Origin of the sequence: Billgrantia antri (assembly GCF_019430905.1) — a bacterium.
In the GTDB taxonomy this organism is placed as follows: Bacteria; Pseudomonadota; Gammaproteobacteria; order Pseudomonadales; family Halomonadaceae; genus Halomonas; species Halomonas antri.
This window is the reverse complement of record NZ_JAHYCA010000002.1, coordinates 15,268-34,841: the sequence shown is the minus strand read 5'-3', so window position 1 is coordinate 34,841 and position 19,574 is coordinate 15,268. Positions and strand designations below refer to the sequence as shown.

Here is a 19,574-nt window from a genome sequence, read left to right as displayed (position 1 = left end):
AGCGACGGCCCACCCGGCGACGGAACAGCCCTGATGATGCGGTTGTAGAATCTGGGCGACATTATACGCCCTGCGGCGGCCAGTCTCCATGCATGCCACCACGCGCCACGGCTGTGCGCCGCAGCGAGGATTGGGTATAGTGGAGCTCTCGACAGACACCATCCACATGAGATGCAAAGACGTCGGCGACGGCGCACGGACGACAACTGATGCAGGCGCTTCCTCTGGCCATCATGGCCTTCATCCTCTACCTGGGCGCAGCTTCCTGGCAAGGGCTCACGCTGCTTCGGCGCGTGCCGCAGCGTCCTGCCCTGGTGCGCGCCCTGGGCCTGCTCGGCCTGCTCTTCCATCTTCCCGTCGCTGTCGGGCTGATCGACCGGAGCCCCGGCCTGATGCCGGGCCTGTCGACCAGCGCGGTGGTACTGACGGCGATCATGGTGCTTCTGCTGCTCAGCGTGAGCCTGGCCAAGCCGGTGCTCAGCGTGGCCGTCGCCCTGTTCCCCGTGTCGGGCCTGGCGCTGCTTCTGGCAGTCGGCCTGCCGAGCCCCGAGCGCACCGGCGGCATGACGCCGGGCATCGCCCTACACGCTGTGAGTTCGGCCCTGGCCTTCGGCATTCTGTTCATCGCCGCCTGCCAGGCGATACTCCTCGGCCTGCAGAATCAAGCCCTGCGTCATCACCATATTCGTGGCATGGTGCAAGTGCTTCCCCCATTGGCCACGATGGAGCGCGTGCTGTTCGAGCTGATCTGGGCCGGCATGGCACTGCTCACCCTGTCGATCCTCAGCGGCTTCGTCTTCGTCGAGAGCATGTTTGCCCAGCACCTGGCCCACAAGACGATTCTCTCGTTGGCCGCCTGGGTAATCTTTGCCATCCTGCTGATCAGCCATCATATCCTGGGCTGGCGAGGCATGCGTGCGGTGCGTTGGACACTGGGTGGTTGCGCCGTACTGCTGCTGGCCTATTTCGGCAGCAAACTCGTGCTGGAAGTCATCCTCAACCGCACCTGAATCGGAAGCCCCCTTGACACTGCCGAGCCTAATCCCTACAAACGGGGCTGACACGCCAACGAGGATCCAACGACCTTGAGCGACGACTTCCCTTTGGGATTGCTGTTCGGCCTGCTGTTCCTGCTCATCTGTCTTTCCGCTTTCTTCTCGAGCTCCGAGACCGGCATGATGTCGATCAACCGCTACCGGCTGAATCACGAGGCCAATAGCGGAGATGGCCGGGCTCGCCGAGTGCTACGGCTGCTGGGCCGCCCGGATCGGCTCATCGGCGTGATCCTGATCGGCAACAACCTGGTCAACAACCTGGCGGCCGCCATCGCCACCGTGCTCGCCATCCACTTCTTCGGCGAGGTTTCCGGCCCCGCGATCGCCCCACTGATCCTGACCATCGTTCTCCTGATCTTTGCCGAGGTCAGCCCGAAGACCTATGCCGCGATCAAGCCCGAGCGTATCGCCTACCCCTCATCGCTGATACTCGAACCGCTGCTCAAGCTGCTCTATCCGCTGGTATGGCTGGTCAATGCGATCTCCAACGGCCTGCTGCGCCTGCTCGGGGTCAAGAGTATCGAGGGCGGTGCGGACAGCCTGACTCGCGACGAACTGCGCACCGTGGTGCACGAGGCGGGCACGCTGATTCCACGCCGCCACCAGGCCATGCTGCTGTCGATCCTCGATCTCGAGAACGTCACGGTCAACGACATCATGGTGCCGCGCCACGAGGTGGTCGGCATCGACCTGGACGACGAGCTGGAAGCCATCCTGGCCCAGATCCGCACCAGCCAGCACACCCGCCTGCCGGTGTTCAAGGGCGACATCAACAACATCATCGGCATGCTGCACCTGCGCAACGCGGCGCGCTTCCTTTCACGTGATGAGGTCACCAAGGCCTCCATCGTGCAGGAAGCGCGTGAGCCCTATTTCATTCCCGAGTCGACACCGCTACACACTCAACTGCTCAACTTCCAGAAGCAGAAGCGGCGCATCGGTATCGTGGTGGATGAATACGGCGACGTGGAGGGGCTGGTCACGCTGGAGGACATCCTCGAGGAGATCGTCGGCGAGTTCACCACCGACGTGGCCGGGCAGGATCAGGAGATCCACCGTCAGGACGACGGCAGCCACGTGATCGATGGCACTGCCAACATCCGCGATATCAATCGGACGCTGGGCTGGAAACTGCCCACCGATGGCCCCAAGACCCTCAACGGCTTGATCCTGGAGCATCTGGAAGCCTTTCCCGACGGCCCTGCCTGCCTCCAGATCGGCAGCGTTCGCATGGAGATTCTCGACGTCCGCGACAACCTGATCACCTCGGCGCGCTGCTGGCAGACGGTACGCAGCGGCCGGCGTCAGCCCTGATCAGGGTCGCCGCGACGAGGAAGTCACCTCGCGCGCGCAGACCCACGTATCGCCCTCGGCCTTGAGCGCACGCACCCGCGCCTCGAGCAGTTCGCGGCGCGCCAGCCGGGGCGGTATCGGCTTGCCGAAGTAGAGTGCCACCCTGGCTCGGAAGCGACGCGGCCGCCCGGACAGCGCCGGACCATCGCGATGCGAGGTCCATGAGCCCCACAGACCCGACAGGCCAGCCGGAATCACCGGCACCGGGTCACGCGCCAGGATCGTCTCGAGGCCACGGCGAAAGGCATGCACCTCGCCATCCGGAGTCAATCGCCCTTCGGGAAAGAGCATCACTATCTCGCCGCTGCGCAGCGCCTGACTGACCTCCTCCAGGGCACGGCGCACGCTGCCGGGATCACGCCGATCGGACTCCACAGGAATCGCTCCCACCAGCCGGAACAACCAGTTGAGCCAAGGCGACTCGTAGATTGGCCGATCCATGAGGAAACGCAACGGGCGGGGGCTTGCCCCACCCATGACCAGCGCATCCATGAAGCTGACGTGATTGCACACCACTACCGCGGCCCCCTTGGCCGGGATGAAGGCACGCCCACGCAGGCGCAGGCGGTAGCAGCAGTGAATCAGCACGAAGATGAGAAAGCGGATGAGCGGCCGTGGCGCACGCGCCACACGCCAGCTCCCCAACACCACCAGTGAGCCAAGCAGCCCGTAGAGCACGAGCTTCACGCGATATCGGACCTATTCCTGAGGCCGGCGAGAATGGTGGAGAGCAACTGGTCGAGCAGCTCCGGCACTTCGAGCTGCTGCCCCTGCCAGTAGCCGAGACGCTCGTTGAGGCCCAGTTGTACCAGGCCGTGCACGCTGCCCCACAGGGTACGCCCGAGGCGCCTCGCCTCCAGGTCGCCTAGCGCCGGCTGATACTCCTTGAGGCTCGTCTCGACACGCAGGAACAGGGCCTCGATCATATCGGACTGCCGCTGGTCGAGCTCGCCCTCCTGGGCCAGCGGATAATCGAACAGCAACTGCCAGCGGAACGGCTCGCGCTGGGCGAATTGCCAGTAGGCCAGTGCCAGTGCCCGCATCTGCCTTTCAGGCTCCGCACCCTGGGTCAACGGCTCGATGACCGTGCGCAAGCTTGCCAAGGTCTCGATGTTCACGTGCTGCAGAAGATTGCCGAAGCTGCCATAAAGCTTGAGCAGGGTGCTCGGCGCACAGCCCACCTCGCGCGCCAACGCGCGCAGCGAAAGCGCATGCACGGGATTGCCCTGCAGCCAGTCATCGCATGCGGCCATGACCTGGGCATGGAGCGCTTCGGGCACATGCTGTCGGGGACGAGCCATCGAGTTCCTCGCAGAGCTTGCACATCTCGGGGCGGAAGTACTTCACCCGGTAGCTTAGGATAGCGCACATCGAACACTGTTTTCGACCACTGAACATCTGCCCTTTCCTGTTTTGCTCGACTTGGCTAACCTGACGCCACCCCGACACCTGGAGACGCCATGGCCGGCCGCCTCTACATTCCGCCACTCGACCTTGGCCGACTGCTGCCCGAACTGCACCAAGAGTCCCCCCTGCTGGCCTCCGCCAACCTGGCGCCGAGGCGCCCAGTTTCGCATGTTCGGCTGGAAGCCGGCCGCACCTGCCTGGCTCGGGCCTTCTGGGGCTTGACACCCTCATGGCTGACCGTGCTCGATCATGCGCCCCACTGCGCCCGGGCCGAGTCGCTCGATTCACGTCCGATGTTCCGCGATGCCTTTTCGGCCCGCCGCTGCCTGGTGCCGGCGGGGGGCGTCTACGTATGGAAGCTGCAGCCGCGTTTCAAGCAGCCGTTCCTGGTCGTTCGAGTCGATCGCGGCCCGATGCTGCTGGCCGGGATCTGGTGTCGCTACCATACCGACCTGACCGAATACACCGACTCGACGGCCCTTGTCACGGTGCCAACCAACGGTTTCCTGGCCCCGCTCAGCGATCGACTGCCGGCTTTGATCGACGCCGCCGACGCCCTGCGCTGGCTCGACCCCGAGACTCCACGAGAGACGGCCCAGGCACTCTTGCGTCCCGCCCCACGGGAACTGTTGGGCGCCTTTCCGGTATCAAGAAGGGTGAACGACCCCGTCAATCAGGATCCCGCCTGCGCCCACCCTACGGGCCCCATGCTGCGCTGGAACGAACAGGAGAGATGATGTCCAACCCCCGCCTGCCCTTGCATTGCCTGTCCCGCCAGCGTCCGTTGCCCTGGCTGGCGACTCTGCTGCTCGGCCTTTCGCTGCCTGCCCTCAGCCAGGCACAGCCAGCGGATGACACCAGCGCCTCGGAGGAGGCGGTCGAAGAAGTCGTCCATCCTCATGTCAGCCCCCACGACAGTCGCGACTACCGGGTCCTGAAGCTCGACAACGGCCTCACCGCGCTGCTGGTCAGCGACCCCGAGGCCGATCAGGCAGCGGTCTCGATGAACGTCGGCGTGGGCAGCGCACAGGACCCTGACGACCTGGCCGGGCTTGCCCACTTCCTCGAGCACATGCTGTTTCTTGGCACCGAACCGTATCCCGAAGCCGATGCTTACCAAGGCTACCTGCAACGTCACGGCGGCACTCACAACGCCTTCACCGCCCCGCAGGACACCAACTATTTCTTCGACATCGAGCCAGAGGCACTGCCCGGTGCCCTGGACCGCTTCAGCCAGTTCTTTCTCTCGCCGCTGTTCAATCCCGAGAAGCTCGAGAGCGAGCGCAATATCGTGCACTCCGAGTACATGTCTCGTATACGCGACGATGGCCGGCGCGAGAACGACGTGCTCAATGAGGTGCTGAATGACGAGAACCCCACTACTGGATTCTCGGTGGGCAGTCGCGAGACGCTGGCAGACCGGCCTGAAGGCGAGCCTACCCTGCGGGAACGGGTGATCGACTTCTATCAGCACCACTATGACGCCAACGTGATGCACCTGGCCGTGGTCGCTCCGCAATCCTTGGACGCGCTGGAAACCATGGTGACCGAACGCTTCGCAGGCATCGCCGACCGTGGCCTGGAGCGTCCCGTGATCGAGGAGCCCCTGATAGAGGAAGGAAGCCTACCGCTCTACGTGAGGCTCAAGTCGGTACGCGATAGCCGTCATGTGAGCTTCATGTTCCCGATCCCCGATCCGCTTCGGCACTATCGTCATAAACCCGCCGAGTACCTTTCCCACCTGCTGGGGCACGAAGGGGACGGCAGCCTTTACTCGATACTACGCGAGGCGGGGCTGGCCGATGGGCTCTCCGCCGGTGTGGGGCGTGGCGATGAGCGCCATGCGCTCTTCACCGTCCGGGTCAGCCTGACACCTGACGGCGCCGAACGCATCGACGAGATTCAGGCAACGCTGTTTGCCGCCATCGAGCAGATTCGCGACCAGGGCCTGGAAGCGTGGCGCTACGATGAGCAGGCCCAGCTTGCCGAACAGCAGTTTCGCTTCCAGCAGCACGGCTCAGCGCTGCAGAGCGCCATGCGCCTGGCCATGAACCTGGCCCGCTTCCCGGTGGAGGACGTGCAGTATGCTGCCTACCGCATGGAGGGCTTCGATCGTGGCCTGATCGAGGAATACCTCGATGCTTTGCGTCCCGAGTCGCTGCTGCGTGTCTACAGCGGGCCCGAGGTCGAGGGCGAGCGGACGTCGCCCTGGTTCGACACCCCATGGCGCGAAGTCGAGCCGGGAACGGACGCTGCAGAGCCGCTGGCGGGTCTCGCCCTGCCCGCCCCCAACCCCTTCATCGCCGAAGACGTGACGCTGCTCGATGTGCAGAGTGAGCGCCCCTCACAGTTGCTCGAGGCCCCCGGCTTCGAGCTCTGGCACATGGCAGACTCCAGCTTCAACACACCCAAAGTGGAGTGGCGCTTCAGCCTGCAGAATCCCAAGGCCAGCAGCGACCCACGCCATGCCGTCCTGGCCGATCTCCTGGCAGGTTGGCTCGACGACAGCCTCAACGAGGAATTTTACGCTGCTCGGCTGGCCGGGCACGACGTCGATGCCTACGCCCATGCCCGCGGTATCACCTTGGCCTTCTCGGGCTGGCGCGACCGCCAGGACCGCGTCATGCGCCGCACCCTCGAGCAGCTGATCGAGGGTGAGATCGATACGGCGAACTTCGAGCGAGTGCGCTACCGCTTGCAGCGCGAGTGGCGCAATGCCCCCCAGGCGGCGCTGTTCCGCCAGGGCCACCGCACCCTGACAGAAGCCCTGATGCGCCCTCACTGGCCAACACAAAGACTGCTTGAAGCCAGCCGCGAACTGACGGTAGAGGACCTGCGCGAGTTCCGCGAGCAGTTCCTTGACGAACTGCGCCTGCAGGCGCTTGCCGTCGGCAACCTCGATGCCGAGCTGGCGCGGCGCGAAGGCCGACTCGTGGCGGAGATGCTCGCCCCCACGCAGCCCAAGGAGGCAATACCCGACCTGGTGCCGTTGCGCGTCGACGACGACCTCCCCACCCTGCATCCCCATACGACGCGCGAAGAGTCACTGGTATTGCGCTACCTGCAGGGCAATGACCGCTCGCTCGACACCCAGGCACGCCTCTCGGTGCTGGGACAGGTGATCGACACACCCTTCTACCAACGACTGCGCACCGAGGAGCAGCTGGGCTACGTCGTCAACGCCGGTTACTCGCCGCTGATCGACGCCCCGGGGCTGAGCCTGCTGGTGCAGTCTCCCGACGCCACCAGCGACGAGATCCAGGCGCATATCGACGCCTTCCTGGCAGACTTCGGCCAGCGCCTGGCAGCGATGAACGATGCCGACCTGGCCCCCTATCGCCAAGCCGTGCATGACACGCTCTTGCAGCGCGACACCAGTCTGTCCGAGCGCACCAATCGTCTTTGGCGAGCCCTGTCGTTCGGCGACACCGATTTCGATCGCCGCGAGCTGCTGGCCCAGCGCGTGCTGACGGTAACCGCCGACGACCTGCGTCAGACCTGGCCGGGGCTGCTCGAGACGGCCATCGCCACGGTGGCCTATGACCCTGGCGACGAGCCCAGCGACGTCGCCGCCCTGGCCCGGCACCTGGAACCCTTGCCGGAAGCCGACGACTAAGCGTGGCGAGCCATCCAAACGCAGCGCCCGGCCAGTGGCCGGGCGCTGTCATGTCGAAACGAGGCGTCATAGTCGCCGGGTGCTGTTCTCCTCAGCCGAAGGCCTGAGCGGGCATCATCGCTTCCACATGCATGACGAGTTCCTCGAGAATCAGGCGATCGCGATCGCTCAGCGCCACCTGATTGAGGCGCTCGATTTCGCGGGCGAAATCCTTCAGCGTGAAACCGGCCACCGTCGCATCGTTCATGCGTTCCCAGCGGTAGGCTTCCCAGCGCGCCTGCTCCTCGCTGGTCAGCGTGTCGGGGTAGCTGCGGGCCCGATAGCGAAACAGCATCTCTTCCAGGCGCGGATCCTGAAAGGCAAACCGGGCATCTACCAGATCCCACGGCGGCGTCTCGCGCACACGGGCCATCTGCTGACGGTCGGCAGGGGAGAAGAAGCCGCCGCTGTAGAGCATCAGATCAGGATCGTGAGGGCCCTCCGGCGGCGACTGGGCGAACACCTCGCTGACTTTCTGCGCCACCTCGGGGCTCGCTGCGAGACGCTTCCAGTTGGTGCGGCATGCCGCCAGATCGAGCCCCAGGCGTTCGACGATCTCGCCATATTCGCCCTTGCGCGGTCCCTCCACCTCCTTGAGCGCCGCGGCCGGCAGCACCACCGGACTACGATTGATGTGGATGACCTTGAGCGGAATCCGCTCCTCGCCTTCGGCCAGGTCATCGCTGCTGACGAAGACTCGCTGACGGATCTGCTCGGCGTCCAGCTCGAGCAGTGCTCCCGGGTCGACGGAAAGGTCGTAAACGATTACCCCATTGGGGTTGGTGGGGTGTTCGGCCAACGGCATCACCAGGGCACTGCAGCCCCGGCTGGCCGGATAGCGGCGCGACACGTGGAGCACCGGCTTGCGCCCCGCGATGTCGAGATACTTGGCCACTTCGCGCTTGCTGCGCAGCGCCAGCAGGTGGTCGAAGAGGCGGCCATTGCTCTGCCTGAGCAGTCGCGCCAGCGCAATGGTCGCGCGCACGTCGACAAGCGCGTCGTGGGCCCCTTCATGAACGATACCGTTGGCGGCGGTCAGGTCCTCGAGCCGGAAGCTGGGCGAGCCGTCCTCGCGGCGTGGCCATTCGATACCTGCCGGGCGCAGAGCATGAAAGGCACGCACCGCATCGATCAGGTCCCAGCGCGAATTGCCGTTCTGCCACTCCCGCGAATAGGGGTCGAGCAGGTTGCGATAGAAAAGGCAGCGGCTCACTTCGTCGTCGAAACGCAGGCTGTTGTAGCCCAGCGCACAGGTGCCTGGCTCGCTCATCAACGCATGGATACGACCGGCGAATTCGGCCTCGGGCAGCCCGCGGCGGCGCGCCTGCTGCGGCGTGATGCCGGTAATCAGGCACGCCTGAGGATGGGGCAGGTAGTCGTCCGCCGGCTTGCAGAAGAGCTCGATAGGCTCGCCGATCTCATTGAAGTCGGCATCGGTGCGTATCGCGGCGAACTGAGAGGGCCGGTCGCGACGAGGGTCGGCGCCGAAGGTCTCGTAATCGTGCCACAGGAAGGTCATTTGGGCGGCATTGGGCTTCGCCATGGGCGCGTTGTCTCCTGACTGCGTCCTGAGCGGCACAGCCTACCATAGCCCTGCGGACGTCTCAGCCGCGGAAGCGTCGAACGAGCGCGTTGCGGACGCAGCGCGGCTCGCTCGGTGTCTTTAGCTGCGCGGCAGCGTGACGTTGAGCTCCAGTACCGAACAGTTGTCCTCGCTGTCCAGACTGATATTGATGGCGTCGTCGTCCACCTGCACGTAGCGGCGGATCACCTCTAGGAGCTCCTTCTCCAGCATCGGCATGTAGTCGGGCTGGCCACGCTGGCTGCGCTGATGCGCCACGATGATCTGCAGCCTCTCCTTGGCCACCGAGGCGGTCTTCTTGCGCTCGCGCTTCAGAAATTCCAGCAACTTCACCGGCGACCTCCTCCGAACATGCGGCTCAGCAGGCTCTTCTTCTGGAGTTCATGGAAGCGCAGCGGCACTTCCTCTCCGAGCAGACGCGAGACGGTATCCATGTATGCCTGGCCCGCATCGCTGTCATCGTCATGAGTCACGGGCACCCCCTGGTTGGAGGCACGCAGCACCGCTTCTGACTCGGGAATGAGACCGAGCAGATCAATGGCGAGAATCTCGCGAATGTCATCGAGGTTGAGCATGTCGCCATGGTCGACCCGTGCGGCGTTATAGCGGGTAATCAGCAGATGCTCCTTGACCGGATCCTCGCCACGCTCGGCACGCCGTGTCTTGGAGGCGAGCAGCCCGAGGATACGGTCGGAGTCGCGCACCGATGATACTTCGGGGTTGGTGACCACGATCGCCTCGTCGGCGTAGTACATGGCCAGCTGCGCGCCGCGCTCGATACCGGCGGGGGAATCGCAGAGAATGTAGTCGAAGTCCTTACCCAGGGTATCGAGTACCTTCTCGACGCCCTCAGGCGTGAGGGCATCCTTGTCGCGTGTCTGGGAGGCGGGCAGGATGTGCAGGTTGTCGACGCGCTTGTCGCGGATCAGCGCCTGGTTGAGCCCGGCTTCTCCCTGGATCACATTGACCAGGTCATACACCACACGACGCTCGCAGCCCATGATCAGATCCAGGTTGCGCAGCCCCACGTCGAAGTCGATGACAGCGGTCTTGTTGCCTCGCAGCGCCAGCCCGGTGGCGATGGCCGCTGCACTGGTCGTCTTGCCGACCCCACCCTTGCCTGAGGTCACTACGATAATCTTGGCCAAGTTACACGTTCCTTTGGATAGACGAAGAAAGACGAAGAAAGCGCAAATCGCTTTAGGCCAGCGAGGTTATCCCCAGCTGCGCGTCACGCAGGGCGACCTGGACCGAGGCACCCAGCAGATGCGGGTCGATGTCCTCGAGACGCTTGTAGTTACCCGCTACCGAAAGCAGCTCGGCATGCAGTTCACGGCAGAAGATACCAGCCTCGGTATCGCCATGAATGCCGGCCAGGGCACGTCCGCGCAGTGCGCCGTAGACGTGGATGCTACCCGCCGCCAGCACCTCCGCCCCGGCGTTGACGGCCCCGATGACCACCAGGTCGCCGTCGGGAGCGCTCAGTTGCTGCCCCGAGCGTACCGTTCCCCGGTAGATGCGTCCGCCACTCGCCACCGAGGCGGCCGACTCGGGTGCATTGGCCGTCGGCGCTTCAACGGGGGGAACCTCCTCGAGCGAGCGGGTACGCGCCCCATCTGAGGGTGGAAACCAACCCAGCCCCAGCGCCCAAGCCGACTGCTTGACGGGATCTGTCCCGCCACGTACCGCCACCGGCAACAGCTTGTGGGTGCGACACACGGCACAGATCCGCTCAAGAGCCAGATGGGGCTCGTCGAGCTTCTCGACGCTGAGGACCACGGGGGTATGCTGAAAGAAGGCGGGAGATTGGCTAAGCTTGCCCGAAAGCTGCTCGCGGATCTGCTCCGGATCCGCACTAGCCAATTCCATGACCGTCATGGGCAGCATGCCCCCCTTGAAGGTGAATGCCATGTCTGCCCTGTCCACTTTGAGGCTCATTGCCGGACTCCACTCGGGTGTTGTCGGGTCGTGGGACTAAAGCTAAGCGACTCCCATCCCCCCTGCAACTGATGATACGGCCAGCCAGGCCTCGGCGGCCATTGTCGCGATTTGCCCACACGCTCCTGTTCCGGCAGGCTTTTCCCCAGCCGCGGCGCGTGCTTAGATAACACACATTAGACGAAAGACGCCGATTCGACAGCAACAATACGGCATGCGCAGCCACCGCTGCGCGTCTTACTTTCAGGATGCCCCATGCCCGGATTCCTTCGCCGCCTGTTCGCCCCACGCTGGCAGCACCCCGATGCCGAGGTTCGATGTCAGGCCATTGCCCGACTCGATCCCGCGAGCCCTGATCAGCGTCAGGTGCTGGAGACGCTGTGTCTCGATGCGGAAGCCACCGTCCGCCAGGCCGCACTGGAGAGAATCGCCTCTCCCGAGACGCTCCTCGAACTCCTGACGCGCCAGCCGGAATTGACCGAGATCCGCCATCGGCTGGTCATGCTGCTCAGCGGCCGCAGCGGCGGTATCGACCTGACTCAGCGCCTGCGCATCGTCGAGCGCCTCGACGACAGGGGGCTGCTGTCGCAAGTAGCGCTGGAGGGGGACAACCAGCAACTGCGCCTGGCCGCGGTGGCACGCCTGACGGCGGAAGAGGACCTCATCCAACAAGCCTGCGACAACGGCATCGCTGCCGTGCGGCATGCAGCAGCGGCACGGGTGACCAGCGAAGCTGGCCTGCAGCAATTGGTCCAGCGGGCGCGCCGCGACCGCCAGGTGATGCGCCAGGCACGCGAGCGCTTGAACCGGTTGCGCACGGATGCCGCCTCCCTGGCCGCGGCCCGGGCGCAGCGCGAAGCACTGCTGGCAAAGCTCGAGGCACATGCCAGAGCGCCTTGGGAACCCCTCTATGCGGGCCGGTACCGGCACTTGGTGCGCGAATGGGAGTCGCTCGAGGACCTACCCGACCCCAAGCAGGAGCGCCGTTTCCAGGAGGCCAGCCTGCAGTGCCGCAAGGTCATTTCCGACCACGAGGCACGCGAGCATGCCATTGCCGAGACGGACCGCCGCCGCGAGCAGGCGGCCGAGGCTCGGGAATCGCTGCTCGAGGCGCTTGAGGAGAGCCTGGCTGGCCTGCCCAGAGGCGACCGCCTGACGGCTCAGGACATCGCCAGCCTGCGCGCCCAGAAGGTGTTGCTGGCCAACCGCTGGCAAGCGCTCTCCGACCTGCACGTGACCGACGAGGCGCTGCGTCAGCGCTACGACAGTGTGCTCGAGGATTACGACTGGGTTCTCGGAGCCTGGGAGCGCCTCGAAGCACGTGCTGCCGATATCGAAATAGCACTGAAGGAGCAGGACGCCGAGCGGCTGCAGGCCAGCGTCGCTGCATGTGACTGGCCCGACACGCTACCGCCGTCGCCGCTGCTGGCCCGCGCACAGCAATGGCTGGCCGGCCGGGAAGAGTCCGAAGACGAGGCCCTCGAGGTACGCCTCGAGCGCTTCTCCCAGGATCTCATCCAATTGGAAAAACTGCTCGACCGCGGTGCCTTCAAGGGCGCCAGTCGCCTGCACCAGAGCCTCCGTCATCGTTCCGACTCGCTTCCCGCCGCGAGCCTGCGTCCCCAACTTGCTACGCTCAAGCGCCTTGGCGCCAGGCTCGCGGAGCTACGCGACTGGCGCGGCTTCGTCGCCGGCCCCAAGCGTGAACAGCTGTGTCAGGCAATCGAGCAGCTTGCCGACGACAGCGGCATCACCGACGCCGAACTCGATCAACGCCACCGCCAGCTCGTGCGCGACTGGAAGGGACTCGGCGATGCCGCGGCCAGCCGCGAGCTCTCCGAACGGTTCCGCAGTGCCTCAGACCGCATCCATGAGCGCCTGGCCCCCTGGCGCGAGCATCAGGCCAACGTGCGTGCCCGCAACCTCGAGGCACGCACCGCCCTCTGCGAACAGCTCGAGGCGCTGCTCGAAGCGCCCGCCGGCGATGCCGACCCGGATGCACTGCGGCGCATCCGCGATCAGGCACGCGAAGAGTGGCGTCGCCACTCTCCCGTACCGCGCGATCAGGCCCAGGCCATCGGGCGCCGCTTCGGTCGTATCCGCTTTGCCCTGCAGGGGCTGATCGACCAGCGTGCCAAGGAGGTGGCCGATGCCAAGCGCGAACTCATCGATGAAGTCCAGGCCTTGATTGAGCGCCCGCTGCCCCCCGATGAGCGAGCGGAACGCACCAAAAGCCTGCAACAGCGCTGGCGGGAGCTGGGGCGCGCCCCGCGCGGTGAAGAACAGACGCTATGGCGCGAATTCCGCGCGGCCTGCGATCAGGTTTTCGCCATGCGCGAGGCACAACGCGACGACCGCGCTCAGCGAGCGCGTCAACGTCTCGACGAGATGCAGGCCCTAATCGACCGGCTCGACGCGTGGCAGCCGGCTCGCCACGCCGACAGTCAGGTACTGGAGCAGGCCATTGCACAAGCCGCCGCCCTGGAGCCGCTGCCCACGGGACGACGCACGGAAGGTATGCGTCGTCGCTGGAGTGGTATCGTGCGCACCCGCCGCGAACGTCTGGCACGCCTGGCAGTGGTGGAAGAAATTCAGCAGTGGCAAGCCTGCCGCCCCCTGCTCGAAGCCCATCTGGCAGCCGATGCCGCCTACCTAGAAGGGGGTGCCTGCGAGGACGTTCCCCTTGCTCAGGACTTCGACCTGTCCGATGAGATGCTCAGCGCCCACGAGCGGCGCAACGCCGCGCGGCAAGACCCGCCGCCGCTTCAAGAGGTCGGTGAACGTCTGGCCCGACTGCGCGTTCATCTTTCGCTGCTCGCCATGGGCCGCATCAGCCAGCACGACGAGCCCCTGCGTCTGGCCATTCAGGTCGAGCGACTCAACGAAGGACTTGGTCGCGAGCTGAGCCGTGCCGAGGAGGTCCGCATCGTACTCCGTAACCTGCTGGCGACGGGACCGGTCTCACCCGAGCAATGGGAACGGGAAGTCGGCGAGCTCGATTCGCTGCTGACGCGCCTGACACGTCTGCCCCCGCCGTGAAGCGGGCCGTACTAACCAAAACGGGAGGCCAGTGGCCTCCCGTCAAGTCTCGCTGCACGGTCAACCCATGAACTGGCCACCGTTGATGTCGATGTTGGCCCCGGTGATGAAGCCGGACTCCTTGTCAGCCAGGAACACGACCAACCGGGCTATCTCCTCCGGTGTGCCATAGCGTTTCACCGGAATGGTTTCACGAATGGCTTCACGCACATTCTCGGGAATCTTCATGATCATGTCGGTGGCTATGTAGCCGGGCGACACGGTATTGACGGTGATGCCCTTGGTGGCCGTCTCCTGGGCCAGGGCCATGGTCAGGCCATGCATGCCGGCCTTGGCCGCCGAGTAGTTGACCTGACCGAACTGGCCCTTGCGCCCGTTGATCGAGGAGATGTTGATGATGCGCCCATGCTTGTGCTCGAGCATGCTTTCGATGACGCTGCGACAAGTGTTGAATACGCTGTTGAGATTGGTGTCGATGACCTCGTGCCACTGCTCTGCTGTCATTTTCTTCATGGTTCCGTCCCGGGTGATCCCGGCACAGTTGACCAGAATGCTGATCGGCCCATGGGCCGCCTCTATCTCCTTCACGCCCGCTTCACAGGCCTGGTAGTCGGTCAGATCGATACCCGACAGGGAGATATTGTCGAATCCGTCGGCTTTCTGCGTCTCGAGCCAGGTCTTGGCCTTTTCCGGATTGTGATAGCCCGCCACCACGTGGTAGCCCGCCGACGCCAGTGCGCGGCAGATCGCGGAACCGATACCACCGGTTCCGCCGGTGACCCACGCTACGGGTGCTGATTGAGTCATATTCCACCTCCCTGATCATGACGCTTGTCATCGTATTGCTTGATCTGGCACAGCAGGCCAGCAATAACAGGATGCTGGCAGAAGGGCTCGCCTTCAAGCTTCCCCCCTTGATTATGGACACAAGCGCCGCGCTTGCACGAGGATTGCTGCCCACCTTGACACAGCGCAGAAAAAGCGTAGAATACGCAACACGTTGATGCGGGGTGGAGCAGTCTGGTAGCTCGTCGGGCTCATAACCCGAAGGTCGTCGGTTCAAATCCGGCCCCCGCTACCAAACATGAAGACCGAGGCCTGAAGCCTCGGTTTTTTATTGCCCGCACGGTGAGAACCGACGACCGTCGGTTCGCTCTTCGTTTCAACGTCAGCGGCCCCCGCTACCAAACATGAAAACCGAGGCCTTGAAGCCTCGGTTTTTTATTGCCCGCACGGTGAGAACCGACGACCGTCGGTTCGCTCTTCGTTTCAACGTCAGCGGCCCCCGCTATCCAACAGGAAGACCGAGGCCTTGAAGCCTCGGTTTTTTATTGCCCGCACGGTGAGAACCGACGACCGTCGGTTCGCTCTTCGTTTCAACGTCAGCGGCCCCCGCTATCCAACAGGAAGACCGAGGCCTGAAGCCTCGGTTTTTTATTGCCCGCACGGTGAGAACCGACGACCGTCGGTTCGCTCTTCGTTTCAACGTCAGCGGCCCGGAGCCGTGTCCGCCAACAGCCAGGCGATATCGCCATGCGCAGCGGAGGCAAGTTCTCTGGCGGCTCGCGTCGTGAGATGGTGCTCGTCTCGATACACCACGGTATCCCCCAGCAGAGAGTGGCAATTCCCGCCGGGGCACAGCTGCTCATGGAAGTCGACCACCCTGACGTCCGTTTCGTGCTCGGCAATGTCATGCATGACGGCCAGCATGGCTTCCCTTCGCTTTTCCCGCCGTCGCTGGTAATTATTGCATGATGCCTCCGTCCGCCTGGCCAGGCACTCCGTCATGGGCACGCTGAACACAGGCGTGGGGGCGACGACGACGATGCGCAACCCATGCCCGAGGAGCGTATCGACCGTTTTCCTGAGGCCCTCCTCTGCCTGAGCGATATGCGTCTCACTGCTCGGTCTCCCCAGCCAACTGGCACTCAACACGACGCCGGAAAGCCCCCTTTCAACCAACCGGGACAGCTCGCTCGTCATTTCCGCTTTGAACAGCTCACAGTGGCGGTCGTTCTCCCGAGAATGACCGCTGGAGTAGCCGTGTGAATAACCTATCAATGGCGGGCACGTGCTGAAGGTTCTCTGCAGGAAGGTAAATTGCAAGTTGCTTGCCAGCTCGTCCAGCATCGGCGAGTAGTGATCGGCATGAGAGTCCCCCCATAGCAACAGGTCGGGAGAGTCCGTTTCGGAGCGGTTCATACAAGTGGACACCTCCGGCAGTCCTTGAAAGGGAGTGCTCAAATGGCACGCTGCACGCAGGTCGGGCATTTCTTGCGCAGCGCTTTCAAGCTGCCGATAGAGACCGACGCTCTTCTGTTGATTGGCATGACTCATCAGCCCGAATGCAGCGAGAGCAAGCAGGACGGATGACAGGCCGCCCAGCTTGACGAGCTGCTTGTTGGTGATGAAATGCCTTTTGAAGAAGCGCACCGCGGGTTTCTCCACCAGGCAGTACGTCAGACATGCCAGTACGAAAGAGAGAGCAACCAGCGCCAGATCGCGGCTGAGGTCGGCTTCGCCCAGGTGATAGGCGCGCGACATGGCCAACAGGGGCCAATGCCAGAGGTACCAGGGATACGACACCTTGCCCACGAAGACGAAAGGTCGCGTGGAGAGTAGCCACGAGATTGGGGTCGAAGCACTGCCGAACCCCGATACGATCAACGCCAATGCCGAGAGAACGGGCAGCATGCCCGCCCAGCCGGGATACCCGTGAGAACCCTCAATGATCGACGCCGCTACCAGCAACAGCACCGCTCCGAGCACAGCTAAAGCAGACATGGCGATATTCGAGGCTTGCGGAAGCAGCCCGCGGCCTATGAGACATGCCAGCAGTGCGCCCGCCAGCAGTTGCCAGCCGCGGGAAAGAACGGAGAAGTACGCCGCGTTCGGATTGAGGCTGGAAAGCCATACTCCATAACAAAATGAAGCACCGATGCCGACCGAGGCAATCGCTGCCAAGAAGGTCCAGGGATGTTTTCCGCAGCGCTTGGCGAGGAGCGTGCCGACAATCAGCAGCACCGGCCAAAGCGCATAGAACTGCTCCTCCACGGAGAGAGACCACATGTGCAGCAAGGGCACCTGGTCGGTGGGGCCATCGAAATAGCCGCCTGTGGTGGCAATGAAGTAGTAATTGGCGAAGAACGCGATGGAGGCGATGGCCGACTCGGACAGGCTCTGCTGCTGTCCGATGGGTGTCAGGAGGACATAGCCCAGAACGAGGGAAGAGAGAATCACGACGACCATTGCCGGCATCAGTCGTCGGATGCGGCGGCCGTAGAAAGCGAGAAGACTGATATGGCCGGTATCCGCCAGCTCCCGTATCAGCAAACTCGTGATCAAGTAACCCGATATGACGAAGAAGATATCCACGCCAATGAAGCCGAACGCAAACCCTGGCACTCCGGCATGGTAGGTGACCACCAGAATGACGGCTATCGCCCTAAGGCCATCGATATCCGGCCTGTACTGCGGCGGCTGCATCGCATCTTCCCTCCCTGGTTTTTCCTTCGCCGCGCGGCGAACCGCCTGCCTTCGCGTCGCCATGCGAGCCGTACCTGGCACCGCGTCTAGTCAGCGTATTCAGGACCGCCAGGTAATAGCTTGGTCGGTGGCATACGGAACGCTGACCGGCCATGGCGACCGCTGGCTCGTCTCGCCGCCATGGCATTACTTCGACGTCTCACCGCGCCTCCGGTTCCCTGGCCAACAAGGCGATACTGCGGTCGTCGCCGCTGGTGCCACGGCAGAACTCCTCGCTGTAGAAGCGCCGCACCAGCTGGCGTTGGCGCAGCCGTCCCTGCCGCAGATCATCGAACCAGTAGCTGAGCTGCCCCGAGACCTGTTCGCCGTCGAGCGAAACCAGTTTCTCGGCAGCACCGTCGCTCATCAAGGCGATTCCCGTCAGTGCCACCGTTGATTCGCAACCGTACTGCACCTGTGTGACGTCCAGACGCTCGTCGACGAAGCACGTCTGATTGGCGAACTCCCCCTTGCCCCGCTCGCCCAAGGTGAAGAGATGCGGCGCCAGCCCAGGCTCCTCTCCCGCCCGCTCTGCAAGGGGGGCGGCCCGCTCCAGCACGATTTCGCCATCGCCGATCTTGAGCCACAGCAGCCGCTCATGGCCTACCAATGCCAGCAGCAGCGTGCAGCGCAGATCTCGCGCCGCGCGATGCTGTTCGGCAGCGCGGTCGACCAGGCTCCCTCGTGCATGGCGGGAGAGCAGTTCGGCGAACTGGCGCAGCACCTCCGGGGAGGGCTCATCCCGACCGTCGAGCAGCCAGGCGAGCTGCGCCTCGAGGGTATCGACCAGCCGCAACATGGCGGCGATCAGCACGCGCGCGCCCAAGCCGGAGTCCGGCGAGCTGCCGGCCCCATCGGCCAGCACGAGGGCGGGGCGAGGAGTCGCCGCGCCACCCGCCGCGTCCTGGCAGGGCAAGGGCGGCGAGCCTTCCAGATGCGCCAGCCCGGCGGTAGCGACGCTCATGACCGACCAGGCAGACAACGACGCGCCGTGGGTGGGTGACGATTCAACGGGCATGCTGCACCTGTGAACGTAGCGGCCGGCCGGGGCTGGCCAAACGCACGGCATACTCCCCCGCCGTCATCGCCTCACGGTAGTCGCTAAGCGCGGCATGCCACTGCGCCAGCGTGGCGCGCTGGATGGGGGCATCGGCCCCTACCGTGAAAGTCGTCACGAACATGTCGCGGACGGTGTCGGGCAGCTCGGTCCAGAGTTCGTACCAGACGCCCTGAGGCACGTCGCGCTGGCCACGGCCATAGGCGAAGTTGCCACGCCGCAGATTACGCACCGGATCGTCGCCGCCTACGATGTCATAAGGGTGACGCCCCAGCATCAGACACTTGAACAGCACGATCGCCAGCGAGAAAGCCTCGCTGCGCGGCGAACGTACCGTATGACGGAACGAGACGCCCTGGTGTTCCTTGGGCGTCATGTCCGGACTGCCCACGGGACAAGGGTAGAAAGTGCCGTCAACGCGCAGTTGGTAGCTGTCGCAGTCGATCAGCGTGACCTGCTCCGACCCAGGAACACAAAATATATTGTTGAGGTTGTAGTCACCGATACAGACCCCGGCCTCGTGCAGTTGCTGGACGATCTCGACGAAACGGATCAGGTAAGCGACGATACGGCGGCGATCCAGGCCGGGAAAATATCGCTGGTACAACAGGGCATGGGCGAGGAAGCTCATCTTCACGCCACGCGCCCGGTACATGGCGAAACCGATCCAGCGCTGCTGTGCATCGAAAACCCGAATCAATGGCCAGCAGACATCGCGGGTCATGTGGGCGTCGCGCAGGCTACGCATCGCCTCGACCTTGCGGTGCAATTCCTCTCCACGCTTGTCGAGCACCTCGGGGTAGTACCACTTGACGATCACGTCGGGGCGTTCGCGCAGGGCGAAAATCTCGCCTTCGCCACCACGCTCGAGGCGCTTGCCGAGCCGGCGCTCCTTGCCCTGCGAATCCGTCACCACCAGTGCGCGTGCTACCACTCGGCCTCCTTCGACGCCATGCATCCGCT

Annotated in this window: 15 protein-coding genes and 1 tRNA gene; 6 read left to right on the top strand and 10 right to left on the bottom strand. The window is 64.2% G+C overall.

Annotated features, from left to right (window positions below; all coding sequences use genetic code 11):
- The first annotated feature begins 209 nt into the window (after positions 1-209).
- Entirely contained in the window at positions 210-1,010 is an 801-nt protein-coding gene (locus KPL81_RS04485) for a cytochrome C assembly family protein (RefSeq protein WP_209475850.1), read from the top strand.
- A 75-nt stretch (positions 1,011-1,085) separates the two neighbouring features.
- A complete protein-coding gene (locus KPL81_RS04480; RefSeq protein WP_219790850.1) occupies positions 1,086-2,369 on the top strand; it encodes an HlyC/CorC family transporter in 1,284 nt (427 codons plus the stop codon).
- Here KPL81_RS04480 and KPL81_RS04475 read toward each other — a convergent pair whose 3' ends face one another.
- Together KPL81_RS04475 and KPL81_RS04470 are read right to left on the bottom strand one after the other, a co-directional pair.
- Positions 2,370-3,095: a 1-acyl-sn-glycerol-3-phosphate acyltransferase gene (locus KPL81_RS04475; protein ID WP_219790849.1), complete on the bottom strand. Its 726-nt coding sequence runs from the start codon at positions 3,093-3,095 to the stop codon at positions 2,370-2,372.
- The gene (locus KPL81_RS04470) at positions 3,092-3,709 is read right to left on the bottom strand and encodes a TetR/AcrR family transcriptional regulator (RefSeq protein ID WP_219790848.1); all 618 of its coding nucleotides are present in this window, start codon (positions 3,707-3,709) and stop codon (positions 3,092-3,094) included. Before KPL81_RS04470 ends, KPL81_RS04475 begins: the two co-directional genes overlap by 4 nt.
- A gap of 159 nt (positions 3,710-3,868) precedes the next feature.
- Here KPL81_RS04470 and KPL81_RS04465 point away from each other — a divergent pair, with 159 nt between their 5' ends.
- Positions 3,869-4,552, top strand: a complete 684-nt coding sequence (locus KPL81_RS04465; protein ID WP_219790847.1) for an SOS response-associated peptidase — start codon at positions 3,869-3,871, stop codon at positions 4,550-4,552.
- Positions 4,552-7,431 (top strand): insulinase family protein, encoded by a 2,880-nt coding sequence (locus KPL81_RS04460; RefSeq protein ID WP_219790846.1) that lies wholly within the window; start codon positions 4,552-4,554, stop codon positions 7,429-7,431. Before KPL81_RS04465 ends, KPL81_RS04460 begins: the two co-directional genes overlap by 1 nt.
- A gap of 91 nt (positions 7,432-7,522) precedes the next feature.
- Here KPL81_RS04460 and sbcB read toward each other — a convergent pair whose 3' ends face one another.
- The 4 genes from sbcB to minC all read right to left on the bottom strand — a co-directional run bounded on the left by sbcB (position 7,523) and on the right by minC (position 10,990).
- Complete coding sequence (gene sbcB, locus KPL81_RS04455; RefSeq protein ID WP_219790845.1) at positions 7,523-9,013, bottom strand: exodeoxyribonuclease I; 1,491 nt, start codon at positions 9,011-9,013, stop codon at positions 7,523-7,525.
- A 120-nt stretch (positions 9,014-9,133) separates the two neighbouring features.
- Complete coding sequence (gene minE / locus KPL81_RS04450) at positions 9,134-9,385, bottom strand: cell division topological specificity factor MinE (protein ID WP_010630224.1); 252 nt, start codon at positions 9,383-9,385, stop codon at positions 9,134-9,136.
- Positions 9,382-10,200: a septum site-determining protein MinD gene (minD, locus tag KPL81_RS04445; RefSeq protein WP_209475837.1), complete on the bottom strand. Its 819-nt coding sequence runs from the start codon at positions 10,198-10,200 to the stop codon at positions 9,382-9,384. The genes minE and minD overlap by 4 nt, the downstream gene beginning before the upstream one ends.
- Positions 10,201-10,252: 52 nt before the next feature.
- Positions 10,253-10,990, bottom strand: coding sequence for a septum site-determining protein MinC (gene minC / locus KPL81_RS04440; protein ID WP_219790844.1), 738 nt, complete (start codon positions 10,988-10,990; stop codon positions 10,253-10,255).
- A 255-nt stretch (positions 10,991-11,245) separates the two neighbouring features.
- Between minC and KPL81_RS04435 the strand changes: the two genes are divergently transcribed.
- Positions 11,246-14,029 (top strand): DUF349 domain-containing protein, encoded by a 2,784-nt coding sequence (locus KPL81_RS04435; protein WP_219790843.1) that lies wholly within the window; start codon positions 11,246-11,248, stop codon positions 14,027-14,029.
- A 60-nt stretch (positions 14,030-14,089) separates the two neighbouring features.
- On the opposite strand, the gene phbB is transcribed toward KPL81_RS04435, so the two are convergent.
- Positions 14,090-14,836 (bottom strand): acetoacetyl-CoA reductase, encoded by a 747-nt coding sequence (gene phbB, locus KPL81_RS04430; protein WP_219790842.1) that lies wholly within the window; start codon positions 14,834-14,836, stop codon positions 14,090-14,092.
- 197 nt (positions 14,837-15,033) lie between these two features.
- Between phbB and KPL81_RS04425 the strand changes: the two genes are divergently transcribed.
- Positions 15,034-15,110 (top strand) — tRNA-Met (locus tag KPL81_RS04425).
- A gap of 407 nt (positions 15,111-15,517) precedes the next feature.
- Here the strand turns inward: KPL81_RS04425 and KPL81_RS04420 are convergent.
- The 3 genes from KPL81_RS04420 to KPL81_RS04410 all read right to left on the bottom strand — a co-directional run bounded on the left by KPL81_RS04420 (position 15,518) and on the right by KPL81_RS04410 (position 19,545).
- Positions 15,518-17,578, bottom strand: coding sequence for an acyltransferase family protein (locus KPL81_RS04420; RefSeq protein ID WP_219790841.1), 2,061 nt, complete (start codon positions 17,576-17,578; stop codon positions 15,518-15,520).
- A 136-nt stretch (positions 17,579-17,714) separates the two neighbouring features.
- Positions 17,715-18,572, bottom strand: coding sequence for a protein phosphatase 2C domain-containing protein (locus tag KPL81_RS04415; protein ID WP_219790840.1), 858 nt, complete (start codon positions 18,570-18,572; stop codon positions 17,715-17,717).
- Entirely contained in the window at positions 18,562-19,545 is a 984-nt protein-coding gene (locus KPL81_RS04410) for a kinase (protein ID WP_338035589.1), read from the bottom strand. The genes KPL81_RS04415 and KPL81_RS04410 overlap by 11 nt, the downstream gene beginning before the upstream one ends.
- Positions 19,546-19,574 lie beyond the last annotated feature (29 nt).

Excerpts from the sequence above, each read along its gene's own strand:
- KPL81_RS04415 (WP_219790840.1), bottom strand. The coding sequence starts at position 18,572 with ATGCCCGTTGAATCGTCACCCACCCACGGCGCGTCGTTGTCTGCCTGG.
- KPL81_RS04485 (WP_209475850.1), top strand. The coding sequence starts at position 210 with ATGCAGGCGCTTCCTCTGGCCATCATGGCCTTCATCCTCTACCTGGGC.
- KPL81_RS04465 (WP_219790847.1), top strand. The coding sequence starts at position 3,869 with ATGGCCGGCCGCCTCTACATTCCGCCACTCGACCTTGGCCGACTGCTG.
- sbcB (WP_219790845.1), bottom strand. The coding sequence starts at position 9,013 with ATGGCGAAGCCCAATGCCGCCCAAATGACCTTCCTGTGGCACGATTAC.
- minC (WP_219790844.1), bottom strand. The coding sequence starts at position 10,990 with ATGAGCCTCAAAGTGGACAGGGCAGACATGGCATTCACCTTCAAGGGG.
- KPL81_RS04435 (WP_219790843.1), top strand. The coding sequence starts at position 11,246 with ATGCCCGGATTCCTTCGCCGCCTGTTCGCCCCACGCTGGCAGCACCCC.
- KPL81_RS04460 (WP_219790846.1), top strand. The coding sequence starts at position 4,552 with ATGTCCAACCCCCGCCTGCCCTTGCATTGCCTGTCCCGCCAGCGTCCG.
- KPL81_RS04470 (WP_219790848.1), bottom strand. The coding sequence starts at position 3,709 with ATGGCTCGTCCCCGACAGCATGTGCCCGAAGCGCTCCATGCCCAGGTC.
- KPL81_RS04420 (WP_219790841.1), bottom strand. The coding sequence starts at position 17,578 with ATGGCGACGCGAAGGCAGGCGGTTCGCCGCGCGGCGAAGGAAAAACCA.
- phbB (WP_219790842.1), bottom strand. The coding sequence starts at position 14,836 with ATGACTCAATCAGCACCCGTAGCGTGGGTCACCGGCGGAACCGGTGGT.